Raw genomic sequence first — 17,160 nt, forward strand, 5'->3', positions numbered from 1 at the left:
TTGTAATTCAAAGCAATAATATAAATTACATTTTTAGAAAAATTTAATAGACAAAAAGTGATATCTAAATCTGAACTTAAAAGCTTAAGTAAACTTACTCAAAAAAAATATAGAATTTCTGAGCAAAAGTTTATTATTGAAGGAAAAAGATTATTTGAAGAAGGATTAAAAAGTAATTTCAAATGTTTGGAAGTTTTGATAACAGAAGATTTTGAAAATAATTTTCCGGAAATAATTAAAAATCTTTTATCAAAAAAAATTAGATATTCTATTATTAATAATGTTGAATTAGAAAAATTATCTTCCACAAAAAATCCGCAGGGAATTATTGCGTCTTTTGAAATTCCATCCCATAATGAAAAATTAATAAATGATAAAATTATTATTTGCTTGGATAATATTTCTGATCCCGGAAATGTTGGAACAATTCTTAGATCTTGTGATTGGTTTGGAGTTAAAACTGTTTTGTTAAGTAAAGAATGTGCGGAATTGTTCAATCCAAAAGTATTAAGAGCGAGCATGGGAGCAATATTTAATTTAAATATTTTTGAAGATATTGATTTGGTGAGTAAAATTAGTGAATTGAAAAAGCGTAATTATAAAATCTATTTAGCTGATTTGGATGGCATCGATTACAAAAAAAATCAGTTTAATCAAAAATCTGTTATTATCTTTTCTAACGAAGCATTTGGACCAACCAAAGAATTAGTCGAAATTTGTGATACAAAAATTACAATCCCCAAAAAAGGAAATATTGATTCATTGAATGTTTCTGCGGCTGCGGCAGTTATTCTTTCAGCTATTTAATTTTTCTCGTTCATAAAAAATATAATCAATTTTAGCCGGTTCAATATTCTTTAATTTTAATTTTGAATTTATTTGTGCCCGATGATAAGTTGAATGATTTATTACGTGAGTGAAAATTTCTTGATAAGAATTTGAAAATTCATTTCCGGAAGAATTATGATATTTACAAATATTCAGAATACTTTGGTCATTCAATTTGTTAATAAACTTTTTCCATTCATTTGAACTTTTTTCTGAAAGTATTTGTATTTCTTTATTTGTATAAATTTCCCAAATATCAATTGAGTAATTTTGTGTTTCTTTTAATCTTTCAAGCCATGTATCTTGCGCTGAAATAATATGGCTCATCAATTTAATTGTTTCATCCTTTCCATCATGAATAAAAAATAATTTATTTATTAGATGAGAATTAGCCCAATTATTATATTCAAACAAATTTAGAAAATACTTTTTCATTAAAGTCTATTTTAGCAAAACCATTTTTTTTATTATAGAAAATGATCCATAACTCAACTTATAATAATATATCCCACTTGACAATTCTTTAGCATTAAACTCTACTTCATAATTCCCCGGTTTTTGATCTTGACTTACGAATATTTTAACTACTCTTCCTAAAACATCATACACTACTAATTTCACGTTAGATGTTATAATTTTTTCAGTTATTGGAATTGAATATTGTATAATTGTTTTTGGGTTAAACGGATTTGGGAAATTTTGCAGAAGTTCAAAATGTGGAATAATTTTATCTTCTTCATTTTTAATGTCTACCAAAATTCCTTGTTCTGGTGTTGGAAGCTTTACTGTTGTATAAATGTGAAACTCTCCTGGCTCAAGAGTTATAGAAGCTTGAGTATTTGTGATTTCAATACTGTCACCGCTAAAATAATTAAACCACTTACCAGTATTTTGAAAATCCGGAACTATTGTTTTTTCCGTTACATCAAAATTACCAATAATTACAGCATTCATACTTTCGTGCGAAAGTTGAATTTTTTTTGTTGATGTAATTGTTGATAATGTAAAATTTGATGTGGAAAATGTTTCGTAATTTTGTTTAAGATAATTTAATGCGGCAATTGTTTTATACAAATTTTTTCTTTCTTCAACTTCCAAATAGTCCCATTTTATAGGCTTATTTCCAACTCTTCCATTATAATCTATTGAATAATCGTAACCCAATTCTTCAAATTGCCAAATCATTTTTGGTCCAGGAATAAGAATAAAAAAAGCTGCTGCAGTTTTTATTCTATCTAAAGCAGTGTTCAAATTTTTTATACTATAATCACCAAAAACATTTCCGTATGTTAGATTTTTATACATTAATCTTTCTTCATCATGACTTTCCATATATCCGACTAAATTAGGTTTTGTAAATCCGTGATTCTTGTAAGATATTCTTCCAAAATTCGAATTATCATTATATCCCATTGTAGCTTCATTATAATTATAATTTACGTTTCCCCAAACCATCATCCCATAATCTGTTAATATTTTTTCTTCGGAATCCGGTGCAAAATGTTCAAGAATAATATAAGCTGTTGAATCAAATTCCCAAATATTATCTGCCATTCTTTTTAAAATATTAATTCTTGATTGATCGAAAGAACTTCCATCACCAATTGTATTTGTAAAACCTTTAGTGAAATCAAATCGAAACCCATCAAACTTATATTCTTCAAGCCAGTATTTTGTTACTCGATCAACTAATTCTTGAGTTGTAATATTTTCATGATTAAGATCGTAGCCCCAAGAAAATACTGGATTGGGGCTTGAAACATTGAACCATGGATTTTCTGAAGTTACCGGTCCATAATCTCCGGAAGCATACAATCTCACAAACGATGATCTTCCGTACATATGATTAAGTACTATATCCATAATTACGGAAATATTTCTTTTATGGCATTCATCTATAAATTTTTTCAAATCATTTTTAGTTCCGTAATATTTATCCGGAGCAAAATAAAACGATGGATTATAGCCCCAACTTTCGTTTCCTTCAAATTCATTTACCGGCATTAACTCAATTGCATTTATACCTAATTTCTGAAGATAATCTAAAGTATCAATTAGTGTTTCATAACTATGTGTTGAAACAAAATCTCTAATTAACATTTCGTAAATAATTAATTTTTCTTGTGCAGGTTTTATATATTCATTTGCTTCCCATTGAAATTGAGTTTGCGAAGTTTGAAATACCGAAACCGAAAAACTTGTTTTATCATTTGGATATTGTATAAGATTCGGATAAGTATCATTTGAAATAAAACTATCTTCCGCTTCCAAAATTTTATCAGAATATGGATCAGCAATTTTTAATTTTCCATCAACTAGATATTGAAATCTATATTCTTGATTTGCAGTTAGATTATTTAATGTAATCCAATAAATTGTACTGTCCGGAGTTAATTTAAAATAATACTTTGAATCAAATTCCCACGATTTTGAAGAATCGGGATCAAACTCCCAATTGTTAAAATCGCCAATTGCATAAACAAATTTTTTGTTCGGTGCAAAAAGTGCAAGAGTTATTGTATTTGCATCAATATAATTTATACCGGTTTTAATTCCATTTGGTAATTCTTCAATTGTCACATTTTCTCTTATTATAAAATGAACTGAATCAATAAAAGTTTCACCATTTCCTTCTGCTATAAATTTTATCCATTGCCTTCCGGAGCCTTCTGCAATTATGGTTTTACGAAGTGTATCTTCACTTGTCGAAGCAACAATTTGGTTATTAACAAATAATTTTAAACTATCGGCATCACTTGAAACAATTACAAAATTAATTTCTTCGCCTGATAAAGGATAAAATGGTAAATATTGCGGTTCAAGAATTTTAACATTCAAACCAACTTCAAAAAGCGAAATAAATAAATCTTCAGATTGTTTAGTGCCGTCTGAACTTCTTAAAACAAAATTTAATGTAGAAATATGTTCATTGAGATTTGTTAGATTATAAAATTCCCGCGGATTATTAATTGTAATTTTGTAAACATCGGTTGAAACTTTTGTTAACGAAGGCTGAGAATTATTATCACCCCAAGAACCAATTACATATTGCCAGTTCCCTAAATTTGTATTTACGCCAGTGTGAGTATAAAGTGTTCCGATATAACCAACTAAATCTTTTCTTGTCAATTCTTGAATATTGAAAGTAATTTCAATTATATCGGTTTCGGTCGGGAATTCCGGATTTGTAATAAAGTCTTGAGAAAAAATTAAATTATATATGAATAGAATTATTGTGAAAATTATCTTTTTCATTTAATATCCTAAGTAATTTTTCGAAATTAAATTTATTATTCAATAAAATCCCAAGAAATGCCAATTCTAATTCCCCCTTCAGGTATTGGATAAAATGGAATTGAGTAATAATTATTTGATAAAATATTTTCATAAGCAAAATAAAATGTTGCACGGTCTTGAATTCTTCCAGCTAAAGTAAAATCAATTCTAAATTGTGTATTTGAAATTGAATAATTTTTGAATTGTGTTAATGCATCATTTACAAAATAGTAATTGGAAGATCTCATAATTTGAAAATCATAAAATTGATTTTCTATATTATCATTAAAATAGAAATTGAAACCAGTTTTAAGATCCAGATTATTATTGTAAAGTTTATCTCTGTAATAAATTCCGGAAGAAATATTGAACTTGCTTGGTTTGGGAATTAAGGTTGATTGACTTGACAAAAGGTAATTAGCATTTATGAAAAATTCTATATTCCAAAAAAATAAATTCGAAATTAAATTAATTCCTTCTCTCTTAACTTGCTCTGTAAATGGGAAAATAATTTTTGTAGAATTTAGGTTAAAATCAGAATTTGAAAAAATTGGAACGGGAGTATGATCTGAATTTGTTGCAAAATATGTTATCGAAGTTTTCAAATTTTGCAGTGTAAATTCTGAAGTTAAAAAATAATTTGTGACATAGTTTTTTGCTTGTTCAGATTTTGGCAAGGAGAATAATTCGGAAATTAAATATGGCTGGTTAAGTTTAGAAGTTCCGAACATAAATTTAATATTCTTGTTTATATTAAGTTTAACATCAAATCCCAAGCCCCTAGTAAGCTGATTTTCAAAATTACCTGTTTTGAAATAAATTGCTGGAACGATAAAACTATCAATAACGTTATAATCTGCAAATGCGGAAAATGAATAACTATTTTTAGTAGTGTAAACATTATAGTATTCTATCCCATAATCCGTATTAGAATAGTCTAAATTTATTTTAAATGAAAATTCTTCAATGGAATGTTTGTGATGAAAATTAAAATAGTATTTTGAAAACTTATTCATGTTTGAAATTCGGGTACTGTCATTAGTCGATAGATCAATATTCTGTCTAAGCTTTTCCTCTGTTTGGTTAAATATAAAATTTAGTCTTGAAATACTATTCGGTAAAATTATTCCATATAAATCTCCAGAGACTTTATTTATCGTAGTTTCCTTGTATCGGTTTTCAAAATTAACCGGTGAGATTGTATTAAATAGTTCATCTTGCAGCGAAACTGAATTTGCCAAAAGTGTTTCAACATCTATTCCGCCATTCAGTTCAACATTAGATTTTAAATGATAATAATTTACTTTTGCAAATATGCTGTCAGTAATTCTGTAAATGCTATTTAAATCAGATTTCCAAATACCATATTCTGAATTTTTAAATGCGCCTGAATAAGCTGAATTAGAAAGCCGATATGATAAATGCAAATCTCTAAATATTAATGCACTAAATATAGCATCAATAGCAGCATCGTAATCCGGTGCTTGATAATATCTAATTCTTGAAATAGGTTTTGCAGTAATGCTGTCTTGAGTTATTATGTTTGCAATTGCTGATGAATTTAAATTGTTATAGAGAAATCCTCTTGCTAAAGGAATAACTTCAATGGAAGAAATATTTTCAGAAGGAATTAAATTTAAATCACTTGATCCATTCCAAGAATTAGAAAGTGAATAATTATTGTGAATGAAAGAAATATTTTTATTTTCTTGAAAAAATATAAATGGAATATTTGGAACTCCTGCTAAACTAAAATTTTGTTGTGAAGTTAGTGGAAGAAAATTTAAGTAGTCGATTGCGTATCTGTAATTTTCAAAATCTAGTTCTTGTTTTTTTTTAATAAATGTCGCCAAGTATTGATATTCATTTTCATCAGTTACTTTTAAAAATGATTTTGGAGTTGATTTTATTTGATTTGAAGAATCCACTTGAGCAGTACTATCGCCAATATTTATAAGGGTTTTAGAGCTATCTATTTGAATGATTTGAGCCGGCAAATTAATATTAAATAAAGTTATAACACAAAAAAACAACATCAATTTTATTTTCATAATTATATTTTTTTTATTTCTTCTGCTGAAATTTAATTAAAATAAATTTGCGAAATTCAGTTTAGATAGAACGAAATTTAGACTTTTATAAAGCATAAAAAAATATAAATAACAGAATCGTTAAAAGTCAGACACAGTAAGGGTGAAATAAAGTTTTAAAATATTAATAAAAAAATTTTTTTTTATTAAATAAAATAATTATTTTTTCACTGCATTCATTAACTAACAATCTATAAAGGAAAAAAAATGGCAAAAGCAAAACCTGCAGTAAAGAAACCAGCTGCAAAAAAAGCTGCTCCAAAAAAAGCTGCTGCTAAAAAAGTAGCACCAAAGAAAGTCGCTGCAAAAAAAGCTGCTCCAAAAAAAGCTGCTGCTAAAAAAGTAGCACCAAAGAAAGTCGCTGCAAAAAAAGCTGCTGCAAAAAAAGCTGCAACTAAAAAAGTTGCTGTAAAGAAACCAGCTGCAAAAAAAGCTGCTGCTAAAAAAGTTGCTCCTAAAAAAGCCGCTGCTAAAAAAGTTGCAACAAAGAAAGTTGCTGCAAAGAAACCAGTTGCAAAAAAAGCTGCTCCAAAAAAAGCTGTTGCTAAAAAAGCTGCACCAAAGAAAGTTGCTGCAAAGAAACCAGCTGCAAAAAAATTAGCCGCTAAAAAAGTTGCAGAAAAAAAAATAGCCGCTCCTAAACCAGCTGTTAAAAAACCAGTTGCTCCTAAAGGTCCTTATACAAAAGGAGATATTGTTGATCATTTAGCTTTTAAATTGGAAGTAACAAAAAAAACAGCTAATGCTTTTGTTGACGAATTAGCAGGCTTGATTGCTAATAATGCAAAGAAGACATTTACTTTACCTGGAGTTGGAAAATTTTCAACTGGTAAAACAAAAAAGAGAAACGGAAGAAACCCTTCAACTGGTCAAGCTATTGTTATCCCAGCTAAGAATAAAGTTAAATTCAAAGTTGGTAAAGCTTTACAAGATGCTGTGTTTCCTACAAAATAATTTTTATGGTTTACGATGTTTTAAAGTCCGGTTTTTGCCGGACTTTTTATTTTAAATAAGTAAAATTATTTCTTTTTCTGTTTGGGACTATTTATAGCGCTGCTCTTAATATCATCTAAAAGTTTTAAGTAAAGTTTTTTAGTTACATTTGTTAAAATTATTTTAAGTAGTTCATTATAGTTTTTTAAATGTGGGCTAATTCCAATTTTTGTTTCATTGGTAATAACTTGCAGAGGTTTATAGGTTCTTCCGGAGAAAATTCCACCGGTAATATCCATTATATCTGAATGTTTGATAGTAACTTTTCTATTATTTAAAACAAAATCTGAACAAATCATTTCCTCATTATTAATTTCAATTTTGAATGGAAATGTTTTATACATTTTAAAATAGAATCTGTTAAAAATGTAAAGTAGAATAATTTTAATTAATAGCGGGAATACTAATTTCCAATCACTCGAAATTGAAATTAATGAAATAAAAATATAAAACAGTAAAAGTAGATTAACGGGAATAACAGAATATCTATAAAATATTCTAGAAAAAAACGTGTATTTAAATGTCACCATAATTTGTTCAACATTATTAAAACTTCCTAAAATTTAATAATTATATTTATTCGTAAAAATATTAAAAGATATATCAAAGTAATAAAAATAAATTTAAAGCATGAATTCAAAATATGACGTAGTTATTGTTGGAGCTGGACCAATTGGTTTAGCATGTGCAATAGAAGCAAGAAAAAATAATCTCTCACATTTAGTTATTGAAAAAGGATGTCTCGTAAATTCAATTTATAACTATCCAACCAATATGTTTTTTTTCTCAACTTCGGATCGGCTTGAAATTGGGGATGTTCCGTTTATATCGCATGGAATAAAGCCAACAAGAACCGAAGCTCTTGAATATTATAGAAGAGTTAAAGAAAAATGGAACTTAAATGTAAACACTTATGAAAAAGTTTTGCTAATGGATTCTTCCGAAGGTGAATTCAAGATTAATACTGATAAAAATAATTATTTAACTAAGAAAATTATTATTGCTACCGGATTTTATGATTATCCAAATATGATGAACATTCCCGGAGAAAATCTTAAAAAGGTAAAACATTATTATCACGAACCTCATCCGTTTTCATATGAAAAAATTATTGTTGTCGGCGGAGGAAATTCTGCGGTTGATGTTGCGCTTGAAACTTATCGGCGGGGCGCTGATGTTACAATGGTAGTTCGCGGAAACAATTTAGAGGAAAATGTAAAATATTGGGTGCGTCCCGATATTGAAAATAGAATTAAAGAAAAAGAAATTAAAGTTTATTTCAATTCAGAACTGAAAGAGATTAATGAAAAAGATGTTGATATTATTACTCCGAATGGAATTGTAAATATTCCGAATGATTTTGTTTTAGCAATGACCGGCTATAAACCCGATTTTGATTTCTTGAAAATAAATGGAATTAAAATTTCTGATGATAAAAATAAAATTCCGTTTTATAACGAACAAACTTATGAAACAAATATTAAAGGTTTATATTTAGCCGGTGTTGTTTGCGGAGGAATGAATACAAGCAAATGGTTTATTGAAAACGCCAGAATTCACGCTCCACAAATTTTGAAACACCTAATTGAAAATATTAATTAAGCAATAACATTTTCATAGTTTTTGAAAAATTTCCAAAAGTTAATTTGCAAAAATATATTCCTGAACTTAATTCATTTCCGGTAAAATCTATTTGGTAATTTCCGGCTTTCTGAATTCCATCGACCAATATTTTAATCTCATTTCCCAAAGTATCGTAAATTTTTAATTTTACTGAAAAAGCATTTAACATTTCCAAATTTGGAATTGAATAAGTTATTGTTGTGGTTGGGTTAAATGGATTAGGGAAATTTTGGTGTAATTCAAATTTCTTCGGAAGTTCCAAATCAATTGAATTTAAATTTTCCGCAACAAATTTATAAATTCCTCCGGATTGATAATCAGCAAAAAAAAGATTTTTATTTTGGTCAATTCCAAAAGTTGAAATTTGTCCGTTAAATTTTGTAATAAATAAGTTTTCAGAATTAACTAAATCATAAGACCAAATATTTCCTGTAACAAAATCTGCATAAATATACTTATCATTTAATTGCGGAATATTATTTCGTTCATAAACAAATCCGCCGGTTATTGAATATCCGCCATTTTGATCATGACCATATTCCAAAATTGGAAGTTTCAATCCGGTTCTATCACAATTATCACTCGGATTATAACAATGAAAACCTTCCATAATTCTCCAACCGTAATTTCCGCCTTTTTCAATTAAGTTAACTTCTTCCCAAGCATTTTGCCCAACATCTGCAGCCCACAAATTATTTTTACTATCAAAACTGAAACGCCAAACATTTCTTAAACCGTAAGCATAAATTTCTTCACGGTAATTATTTGTATTTCCTTTAAATGGATTATCCAAAGGAATTGAATAAAGTTTTTCGTTTTCATTATTGTCAACATCAATACGTATAATTTTACCGAGAAGTTCTTTCAAATTTTGCGATCTATTTTCGGGATCGCCTCCGGAACCTCCATCGCCAAAGCTAATATATAAAAATCCATCGGGACCAAATGCAATTTGTCCGCCGTTATGATTTGAATATGGTTGTTCAACTTCCAGTAAAATTTCTTCACTTTCATGATTAGCAAAATTTGGATCATCAGTAACAGTGAATTTGGAAATTATTGTTCTTTTCGGATTATCCGCAACATAATTAACAAAGAATTTTCCATTTGATTTATAATTTGGATGAAATGCTAAACCCAATAATCCTTGCTCACCTCCAAATAAAACTTTTTGTTCAATATCTAAAAATAAGTTAGAAGATTTTACTTCATCATTATTTTGAAATACAAAAATTTTACCTTTTTGCGAAACAATAAAAATTCTATCTGTTTCATCATTCGGAGATTGAATATCAACTGGATTTTCAAAAGTTAAATTTGGAAATGCTCTGGAAATTTGAGGCTGCGCAATTGTGTTTTCACTTTTGCATGAAAAATTGAAAACAGAAATTATAATAAGAACAACATACATTAACTTTGACATTGTATTGCCTTTCTCCAGTTTAAACTGGTATTTCAAAGTAAATGGTTATTAAATAAAATATCAAACGTACTTTAAGTAAAATTGTAAAAATATTAAAGGGAAATTCCAGACATTTTAATAATTTCATCAAACTCAATTTTTGCAACCGGCATTACGGAAAGCCGGTTTCCGCGCTGCACTAATCTCATTTTAGAAAGTTTTGGATTTTCTTTTATTTCGGAAAGTGTAATATTCTTTTTAAACTTTTTCAACAATTTAATATCAACCATAATCCAAGTTGGATTTTCCTTTTTACTTTTCGGATCAAAATGTTTGTCACTTGGATCAAAAGCTGTAAAATCCGGATAACCTTCTTTTACAATTTCACAAACTCCAACTATTTCATTCGGCTCCGCATTGCTATGATAATAAAGAACCAAATCGCCAATTTTCATTTCATCACGTAAAAAATTTCTTGCTTGATAATTTCTTACGCCATCCCAGTAAGTAGTTTTGTTTTTACTTTTTTCTAAATCATCAATAGAAAATTCCGATGGCTCAGATTTTATAAGCCAATAATTTTTTCCCATAACATCTCCAAAATTTTAAAATTCAAAAATCATTTCTATCAAAAATTTAAAACATTTTAAGTAAATTGTAATTACAAAAATAAATCTCAAAATAAACATATTTAAAGATGACAAAACAGAAAAAAAATCTTTCCGTAAATAAAAAAAGTAAAATTTTTCAAATATTGGTAGTTGTTATAATTATTGCATTTGTAATTTTATTATTATCAAACCTTTTTAAATCAAAAAATAATTTGAAAAACAATAAACCAATTATTGCAGAAGAAACATACAAATTTAATAAAGAAGGTGAACTAACTTTTCAAAGTTCAAATGGGAATTTTATTTCTTCCGTTGATGTTGAATTTGCTGATAATGATGAAGAAAGAGCAACCGGATTAATGTTTAGAAATGAGATGAAAGAAAATCAAGGAATGTTATTTATTTTTCCATACGAAGATCGTCAGTCATTTTACATGAAAAATACAATTCTTCCTTTGGATATTATTTACGTAAATAAAGATTTGGAAATTGTAACAATTTTTAAAAATACATTACCTTTTTCTCTTGAATCACTTCCATCAACTGCACCTGCTCAATATGTAGTAGAAGTAAATGCCGGCTATACTGAAAAATATGGAATAACGGAAACGGATAAAGTTATATTTAGAAAAATAAATTAGCGAAAATATTTTCACTTAATGATTCTTTCAAAAAATAAAAATTTTAATATCTCAATCAATCAGCTTCTTGATGAATCTTCGCTGCAAAATGAAATTGAAAATATTTTAATTGTTGTTCCAACAAACCGAAGATTACGAGAACTAAAGAAAAATATAATCAGCAGATTTACAGATTTTCCTATCGCAAGAATTAATATAGAAACTTTTACAACTCTCACTTCAAAATTATTAAAACAAATCAAGCCTTTTACCACACTTAGTGAAGCTGCATCAACGGTTTTAATTAAGGAAACTTGCGATGAATTAAAGCTAAAATATTTTGCCGCTTATTCAAACGGAATTCCTTTTGGGACTTTGGATAAAATAAAAAATGTAATTTCCGAATATAAAAAACACGGAATTTCTGTAGAAAAATTGTTAGAAGAATCAAAAAAACTTGAAGGCGGCGAACAATTAAAAGCTGTTGATATTGCATCAATTTTTAAATCGTATAATAATAAATGTAAAAATTTATCTGCTTATGAAATTGGAGATATTTACACAGATATTATTTCTGTTTCTCAAATTGAAATTTCCGATGCTTTCAAAAAAATATTTAAAAGTGTTAATAGTATATTAATAGATGGATTTGATGAATTCACAAATTTGGAAATAGAAATAATTGAAAGGTTAAACGCAATTGTTGATTCAAATCTCTCAATTACATTTGATTATTTTTCAAACAACGAAAACCTATTTAGCCATTTAGCCCAAATCTATATTAGACTTAGTCAGCTTGGATTTAATGAAATAAAACAAAAAACCTTTGATGAAAAATTTAATTTCAGAGAGAAATTAAGAAATGAATTGTTTAGTGAAATTGAATTTATGGAAACAGAATTTAAAGATAAAATCACAAAGATTATTGCAAAAAATAGATCTGAGGAAATTGAAACAATTGCAAAAATTATTAAAGGATTAATATTTAAAAATAACGTTCAACCGGAAAATATTTGTGTTGTTTTTAACATAATTGGAAATTATTCGAGTAAAGTTAGAGATGTTTTTGGAAAATATGGAATTCCAATAAATTTGACTGACAGAATTTCTTTGAAATCTTCTCCATCGGTAATTGCGGCGATCAGCTTACTGGAATTGATTGAAGGTGATTTTCACTATAATGATATTGTTAGAGTTTTATCAAACGGATTTATAAAATTTGAAAACATAGATCTAAATAATTTAATTTCTGTTGCAAATGAATTGAAAATCACAATTGGAAAAAATAATTGGGAACTAATAATTTCGGATGCAAAAAATCTTATCAAATATCGAGAGAATTTATCAAGCTTGGATCAAAATATAGTTTTGCAAAATTACGATAAAGCTTTAGCCGATATTAAAAAAATAGATTCAACTTTATCGTTATTAAAAAGGAAAAATACTGTTGATGATTTTATTCAAAATTTTATTAAAGTTTTGTTACATCTTAAATTACCATGCACAGTTTTAGAAGACTCAAATAATAAAGAAGAAGAGCATGTAAAATCATTAACGGTTCTTTTAAAAACCCTAAATGAAGTTTTGTATTTAGTTAAAAAAGACGATGGTGAAGAAAAAAAATATCCTTTAAGTTTTTATTTGGATCACATTAGAACTATTTGCAATTGGGCAAGATTTAATGTTAAGGAAAAATCTGATTATGGAGTTTTGGTTACTTCGCTTAATGAAATTAGGGGTTTGAACTATGATTATCTTTTTGTTGGCGGAATGTGTGACGGAGATTTTCCGACAAAATATTCGCCGGAAATATTTTTTTCCGGTTCATTCCGAAAGCAAGAAATAATTCATCAGATAGAAGAAAAATTCCATTTTTATCAAACACTTTGCTCATGGAATAAAAAACTTTATTTATCAATTCCGAAAAACGACAAAGATTCAGAGCTTGTTGAATCAACTTTTATAAAAGATTTTGAAAATATTATTAAAATTTCAGAATATAATTATTCGGATATAAAGAAAATATTTTCCAAAGAGGAACTGCTTGTTGAATTTGGAAAAAATATTAACAACAATATATTAGAAGAAGAAATTTCTAAAGCCGGAATTGACTCAAATGAAATTTTGCGAAAAAGTGAAATTAGGAATTTTAGAACTGCAAATTATCTTGAAGAAAATTATTTCAATGGATTTTTAAATTTAAATGAGATAAATATTTCAAGTTTTCTAAATGATTTTTCTCAAAAGGAATTTTCCATTTCTCAGTTGGAAACTTTTGCAAAATGTCCGTTTAAATATTTTTCTGAACGAATATTAAAAGTAAAACCGATTGAAGAACCAACTGAAGAAGTTGAACCTTTGGAATTGGGAAATGTTCTCCACTCAATTTTATTTGAATTTTATAAAAAAGTTACAGAAGAAAATGTTCCAATAAATTCCGAAGGAACACGTGAATTTGGCAATCTGAAAAAAATACTTTTTGAAATTGCCGAAAATAAAATTTCCAATTTAAATATAAATTCGCCGATTGCATTTTTTGAAAAGGAGAAAATTTTAGGAATCGATGAGAATCAAGAATCATCAATTTTGTATAAGTTTCTACAAGAAGAAACAAATGAAAAAAGTGAGTTTAGTCCAAAATATTTTGAATATAGTTTTGGAAATTTTCCAAATAAAAAAAATAAATTAGTTAATCCAATAGAAATTGGCGATGTTAAACTTCGCGGAACTATTGATAGAATTGATATTGACGAACAAAATTCATTTTTCAATATTGTTGATTACAAATTAAAAGGGAAGAAGCCTACTAATTCAGAATTGCATGATGGTTTATCACTTCAGCTTCCGGTTTATTTAATTGCCGGAAAACAAATTTTGCAAGAAGAGAAAAACGAAAACTTTGAAGAGCAAGATATGATAATTTATTCACTCAATTTTAAAGACGAGAAATTTGGAAAATCTCCAATAAATTTGAAAGTGCGTGGGAAATTATCAACCGAAGAAAAAATTGAAATGAACGATGATTTAATAAAATCTACAAAAGAAAAAATTTCTTTATATCATAAAAAAATAAAAGACGGAAAATTTCATCTTTCATCGTTAGAGAACCGTGATGATAAAGTTTGCAGATTCTGTGATTTTCAATCATTTTGCAGAGTTAAAGAGGTTTTTGAGTAGTTAAACTTTAATTTCATTTTCTTGTTTACAAAGCTAAATTTTATTAATTTTCTGCATGCCATTGCAAAAGCGATGGCAATTTTTTTTATATAGCCATAAAAAAGGAGAAAGTAATTGGCAAACTTTGTTTATTTAAGTCAAGAAAAGTTACATGAATTAGAAAAAGAATTAAAAGAACTTAAGACCAATGGACGAAAAACTATGGCGCAAAGAATTGCTGAAGCAAGATCTTATGGAGATTTATCGGAAAATGCTGAATATGATGCTGCAAAAGAAGCTCAAGGTCATTTGGAACTTAAGATTAGCAAGTTAGAAGAAATGTTGGCAAAAGCTAAAATTATTGATGCTTCAAAATTTCCGGAAGGAGAAATCCATATTCTTTCAACAGTTGAAGTACTAAATTTGAACAATAAAAAAAATTATAAATATACATTAGTTTCAGAAGAAGAATCAGATTTACAAAATGGTAAAATTGCATTAACGTCTCCGGTTGGAAGCGCATTAATGGGAGCAAAAAAAGGTCAAATTGTAGAAGCAAAAGTTCCCGCCGGTGTAATCAAATTTGAAATTCTTAAAATTGAATAAGAGTTAATTTTATAAAAATTGAAAAAGCATCACAAAACAATTGAACAAGAAGTAATAAACTTCATAAGCAGACATCAATTGATAAATGATGCAAAAAAAATTTTAATTGGTTTAAGCGGCGGAGCCGATTCGGTTTTTGCGCTGCACTTTTTTAATAAGTATAAAAAAAAATATAAAATTGAAATTACGGCTGTTCATGTAAATCATAATTTGCGCGGAAAAGAAGCAAAACATGATGAAAATTTTTGCAAAACTTTTTGTTCAAAATTAAATATTGATTTTTATTCTGAAAACGTAAATGTTAAACTATTTGCGAAAAGTAAAAAGTTATCTATTGAAGAAGCTGCAAGAATTTTACGTTACAAAAAGTTTGATGAAATTCTGAAAAAAAGTAATTCCGAGTTAATTGTAACAGCGCATAATTCGGATGATAATTTAGAAAGTGTTCTTTTAAATATTGTCAGCGGAACCGGAATTGAAGGTTTAAGCGGAATTTCAATTAAGAAAGAAAAATTAATTCGACCATTTTTATGCATTTCAAAATCAGAAATTTTTGAATATCTAAAAAATGAAAAAATAGATTTTGTTACGGATAGTTCAAATTCAGATGTAAATTTTAGAAGGAATTTTATTCGAAGTGAAATTATTCCAACTTTGAAAAAAGTAAATCCGGCTTTGAACGAAACTGTGCTTCATTCGTCTGAAGTATTTGGAAATCAAAAAAAGATTTTAAATTATTTTTTTGAAAATATTTTTGATAAAATAATTTCGCAAAGCAAAGAAGAAATTATTATTGATTTAATTGAGTTAGAAAAATATCCGAAAGAAATTTTTGGTGAAATTGTAAAACTAATTTTTGAAAATAAACTTAAACTTGAATTCAATTTTAAAGATTTTTTACAGTTTGAAAAATTAATTTCTTCGCAAACCGGAACTAAACTTGAATTCAGCAAAAAATATTTTGCAATTAAGGAAAGAAATAAAATTGTAATCCAAAAAAAAAATCAAATTAAAAATGATTTTATAATTTTGGAATTGAACAGCAAAACAAAAATTTTAGATAAAACTTTAACATTAGAAAAATTAGATAAAATTCCGATTTTGGAAAATAAACGCAAAAATGTTGAAATAATTTCTGCCGATAAAATTGATAAAAATTTAATTTTACGGAAATGGAAAACCGGAGATAAAATTCAACTTTTAGGAATGAAGGGAACAAAGAAAATTTCTGATTTTTTAACTGACTTGAAAATTCCAAATTCGGAAAAAGAAAATCAAATGGTTCTGCTTAATAATGATGAAGTTATTTATTTAGTTGGATTTAGAATTAGCGAAAAATATAAAATTACAAAAGAAACAAAATGTGCGATAAAAATATGTCTAAAATAAACGAAAACGAAAAAGGTGAAGTTTGGGTAGGAACTGAAAAGTTTGTAACTCTAATTTCAGAAGAAAAAATACAAAATAGAGTTAAAGAATTAGGCGAGCAAATTTCTAAAGAATATCAAGGGAAATTGCCGATTTTAATTGGAGTGTTGAACGGCTCGTTTATATTTTTATCTGATTTGGTAAAAAATATTAATATTCATATTGAAATTGATTTTTTTAAACTTTCAAGTTACGGCGATGCAAAAATTTCAACCGGAGATGTAAAATTAATTAAAGAATTAAATGCCGATATAAATGAAAGACACATAATTATTGTTGAAGATATTGTTGATACCGGACTTTCAATTCAATTTATAAAAGATATTTTAAAAAACCATAAACCGGCGAGCGTTAAAATTGCAAGCCTTTTGGTTAAACCGGAAAGTCTGAAATATAAAGCCAAAATTGATTATATTGGCTTTGAAATTCCAAATAAATTTGTTATTGGATACGGATTAGATTACGCACAAAAATTTAGGAATTTGAATTCCATATATGCTTTAAGCGAATGACGGAGAAATAAATGT

14 protein-coding genes are annotated in these 17,160 nt (G+C 27.3%); 8 read left to right on the forward strand and 6 right to left on the reverse strand.

Annotated elements, in window-relative coordinates; genetic code table 11:
* Positions 1 to 57 precede the first annotated feature (57 nt).
* Positions 58 to 807, forward strand: coding sequence for an RNA methyltransferase (locus tag IPH62_10795; GenBank protein MBK7105760.1), 750 nt, complete (start codon positions 58 to 60; stop codon positions 805 to 807).
* On the opposite strand, the gene IPH62_10800 is transcribed toward IPH62_10795, so the two are convergent.
* The 3 genes from IPH62_10800 to IPH62_10810 are packed head-to-tail and all read right to left on the reverse strand — an operon-like array spanning position 796 to position 6,155.
* On the reverse strand, positions 796 to 1,263 hold the full coding sequence (locus tag IPH62_10800; GenBank protein ID MBK7105761.1) for a DinB family protein: 468 nt from the start codon (positions 1,261 to 1,263) through the stop codon (positions 796 to 798). The two genes, IPH62_10795 and IPH62_10800, sit on opposite strands and share 12 nt — an antisense overlap.
* 6 nt (positions 1,264 to 1,269) lie before the next feature.
* Positions 1,270 to 4,083 (reverse strand): T9SS type A sorting domain-containing protein, encoded by a 2,814-nt coding sequence (locus IPH62_10805; protein MBK7105762.1) that lies wholly within the window; start codon positions 4,081 to 4,083, stop codon positions 1,270 to 1,272.
* Positions 4,084 to 4,118: 35 nt separating this feature from the next.
* Positions 4,119 to 6,155 carry a hypothetical protein gene (locus IPH62_10810; GenBank protein MBK7105763.1) on the reverse strand — a complete coding sequence of 679 codons (2,037 nt, stop codon included), beginning with the start codon at positions 6,153 to 6,155 and terminating at the stop codon, positions 4,119 to 4,121.
* Between the two features lie 246 nt (positions 6,156 to 6,401).
* On the opposite strand from IPH62_10810, the gene IPH62_10815 reads away from it, so the two are divergent.
* Positions 6,402 to 7,148 (forward strand): HU family DNA-binding protein, encoded by a 747-nt coding sequence (locus IPH62_10815; protein MBK7105764.1) that lies wholly within the window; start codon positions 6,402 to 6,404, stop codon positions 7,146 to 7,148.
* 65 nt (positions 7,149 to 7,213) lie between these two features.
* Here IPH62_10815 and IPH62_10820 read toward each other — a convergent pair whose 3' ends face one another.
* Positions 7,214 to 7,531, reverse strand: a complete 318-nt coding sequence (locus tag IPH62_10820) for a hypothetical protein (GenBank protein MBK7105765.1) — start codon at positions 7,529 to 7,531, stop codon at positions 7,214 to 7,216.
* Positions 7,532 to 7,817: 286 nt separating this feature from the next.
* Here IPH62_10820 and ypdA point away from each other — a divergent pair, with 286 nt between their 5' ends.
* Complete coding sequence (gene ypdA / locus IPH62_10825) at positions 7,818 to 8,789, forward strand: YpdA family putative bacillithiol disulfide reductase (protein MBK7105766.1); 972 nt, start codon at positions 7,818 to 7,820, stop codon at positions 8,787 to 8,789.
* Here ypdA and IPH62_10830 read toward each other — a convergent pair.
* Together IPH62_10830 and IPH62_10835 are read right to left on the reverse strand one after the other, a co-directional pair.
* The gene (locus IPH62_10830) at positions 8,782 to 10,233 is read right to left on the reverse strand and encodes a PQQ-dependent sugar dehydrogenase (protein MBK7105767.1); all 1,452 of its coding nucleotides are present in this window, start codon (positions 10,231 to 10,233) and stop codon (positions 8,782 to 8,784) included. The two genes, ypdA and IPH62_10830, sit on opposite strands and share 8 nt — an antisense overlap.
* Positions 10,234 to 10,325: 92 nt before the next feature.
* Complete coding sequence (locus tag IPH62_10835; GenBank protein ID MBK7105768.1) at positions 10,326 to 10,802, reverse strand: EVE domain-containing protein; 477 nt, start codon at positions 10,800 to 10,802, stop codon at positions 10,326 to 10,328.
* A gap of 107 nt (positions 10,803 to 10,909) precedes the next feature.
* Here IPH62_10835 and IPH62_10840 point away from each other — a divergent pair, with 107 nt between their 5' ends.
* From IPH62_10840 to hpt, 5 genes are all read left to right on the forward strand, one after another.
* Complete coding sequence (locus IPH62_10840) at positions 10,910 to 11,464, forward strand: DUF192 domain-containing protein (protein MBK7105769.1); 555 nt, start codon at positions 10,910 to 10,912, stop codon at positions 11,462 to 11,464.
* An 18-nt stretch (positions 11,465 to 11,482) separates the two neighbouring features.
* Positions 11,483 to 14,620: an exodeoxyribonuclease V subunit gamma gene (locus IPH62_10845; GenBank protein ID MBK7105770.1), complete on the forward strand. Its 3,138-nt coding sequence runs from the start codon at positions 11,483 to 11,485 to the stop codon at positions 14,618 to 14,620.
* Positions 14,621 to 14,734: 114 nt separating this feature from the next.
* Entirely contained in the window at positions 14,735 to 15,205 is a 471-nt protein-coding gene (gene greA, locus IPH62_10850) for a transcription elongation factor GreA (GenBank protein MBK7105771.1), read from the forward strand.
* 18 nt (positions 15,206 to 15,223) lie between these two features.
* The gene (gene tilS / locus IPH62_10855; GenBank protein MBK7105772.1) at positions 15,224 to 16,594 is read left to right on the forward strand and encodes a tRNA lysidine(34) synthetase TilS; all 1,371 of its coding nucleotides are present in this window, start codon (positions 15,224 to 15,226) and stop codon (positions 16,592 to 16,594) included.
* Positions 16,582 to 17,145 carry a hypoxanthine phosphoribosyltransferase gene (gene hpt / locus IPH62_10860; protein ID MBK7105773.1) on the forward strand — a complete coding sequence of 188 codons (564 nt, stop codon included), beginning with the start codon at positions 16,582 to 16,584 and terminating at the stop codon, positions 17,143 to 17,145. The genes tilS and hpt overlap by 13 nt, the downstream gene beginning before the upstream one ends.
* The last annotated feature ends 15 nt before the right edge of the window (positions 17,146 to 17,160 follow it).

This window comes from Ignavibacteriota bacterium (assembly GCA_016708125.1).
GTDB lineage: Bacteria > Bacteroidota > Ignavibacteria > Ignavibacteriales > Melioribacteraceae.

Bases quoted from the DNA above. Each gene is read 5' to 3' on its own strand.
- IPH62_10840 (MBK7105769.1), top strand. From the start codon at position 10,910: ATGACAAAACAGAAAAAAAATCTTTCCGTAAATAAAAAAAGTAAAATT.
- ypdA (MBK7105766.1), top strand. From the start codon at position 7,818: ATGAATTCAAAATATGACGTAGTTATTGTTGGAGCTGGACCAATTGGT.
- IPH62_10805 (MBK7105762.1), bottom strand. From the start codon at position 4,083: ATGAAAAAGATAATTTTCACAATAATTCTATTCATATATAATTTAATT.
- IPH62_10800 (MBK7105761.1), bottom strand. From the start codon at position 1,263: ATGAAAAAGTATTTTCTAAATTTGTTTGAATATAATAATTGGGCTAAT.
- IPH62_10815 (MBK7105764.1), top strand. From the start codon at position 6,402: ATGGCAAAAGCAAAACCTGCAGTAAAGAAACCAGCTGCAAAAAAAGCT.
- IPH62_10810 (MBK7105763.1), bottom strand. From the start codon at position 6,155: ATGAAAATAAAATTGATGTTGTTTTTTTGTGTTATAACTTTATTTAAT.
- hpt (MBK7105773.1), top strand. From the start codon at position 16,582: ATGTCTAAAATAAACGAAAACGAAAAAGGTGAAGTTTGGGTAGGAACT.
- IPH62_10830 (MBK7105767.1), bottom strand. From the start codon at position 10,233: ATGTCAAAGTTAATGTATGTTGTTCTTATTATAATTTCTGTTTTCAAT.
- IPH62_10845 (MBK7105770.1), top strand. From the start codon at position 11,483: ATGATTCTTTCAAAAAATAAAAATTTTAATATCTCAATCAATCAGCTT.
- IPH62_10820 (MBK7105765.1), bottom strand. From the start codon at position 7,531: ATGTATAAAACATTTCCATTCAAAATTGAAATTAATAATGAGGAAATG.
- IPH62_10835 (MBK7105768.1), bottom strand. From the start codon at position 10,802: ATGGGAAAAAATTATTGGCTTATAAAATCTGAGCCATCGGAATTTTCT.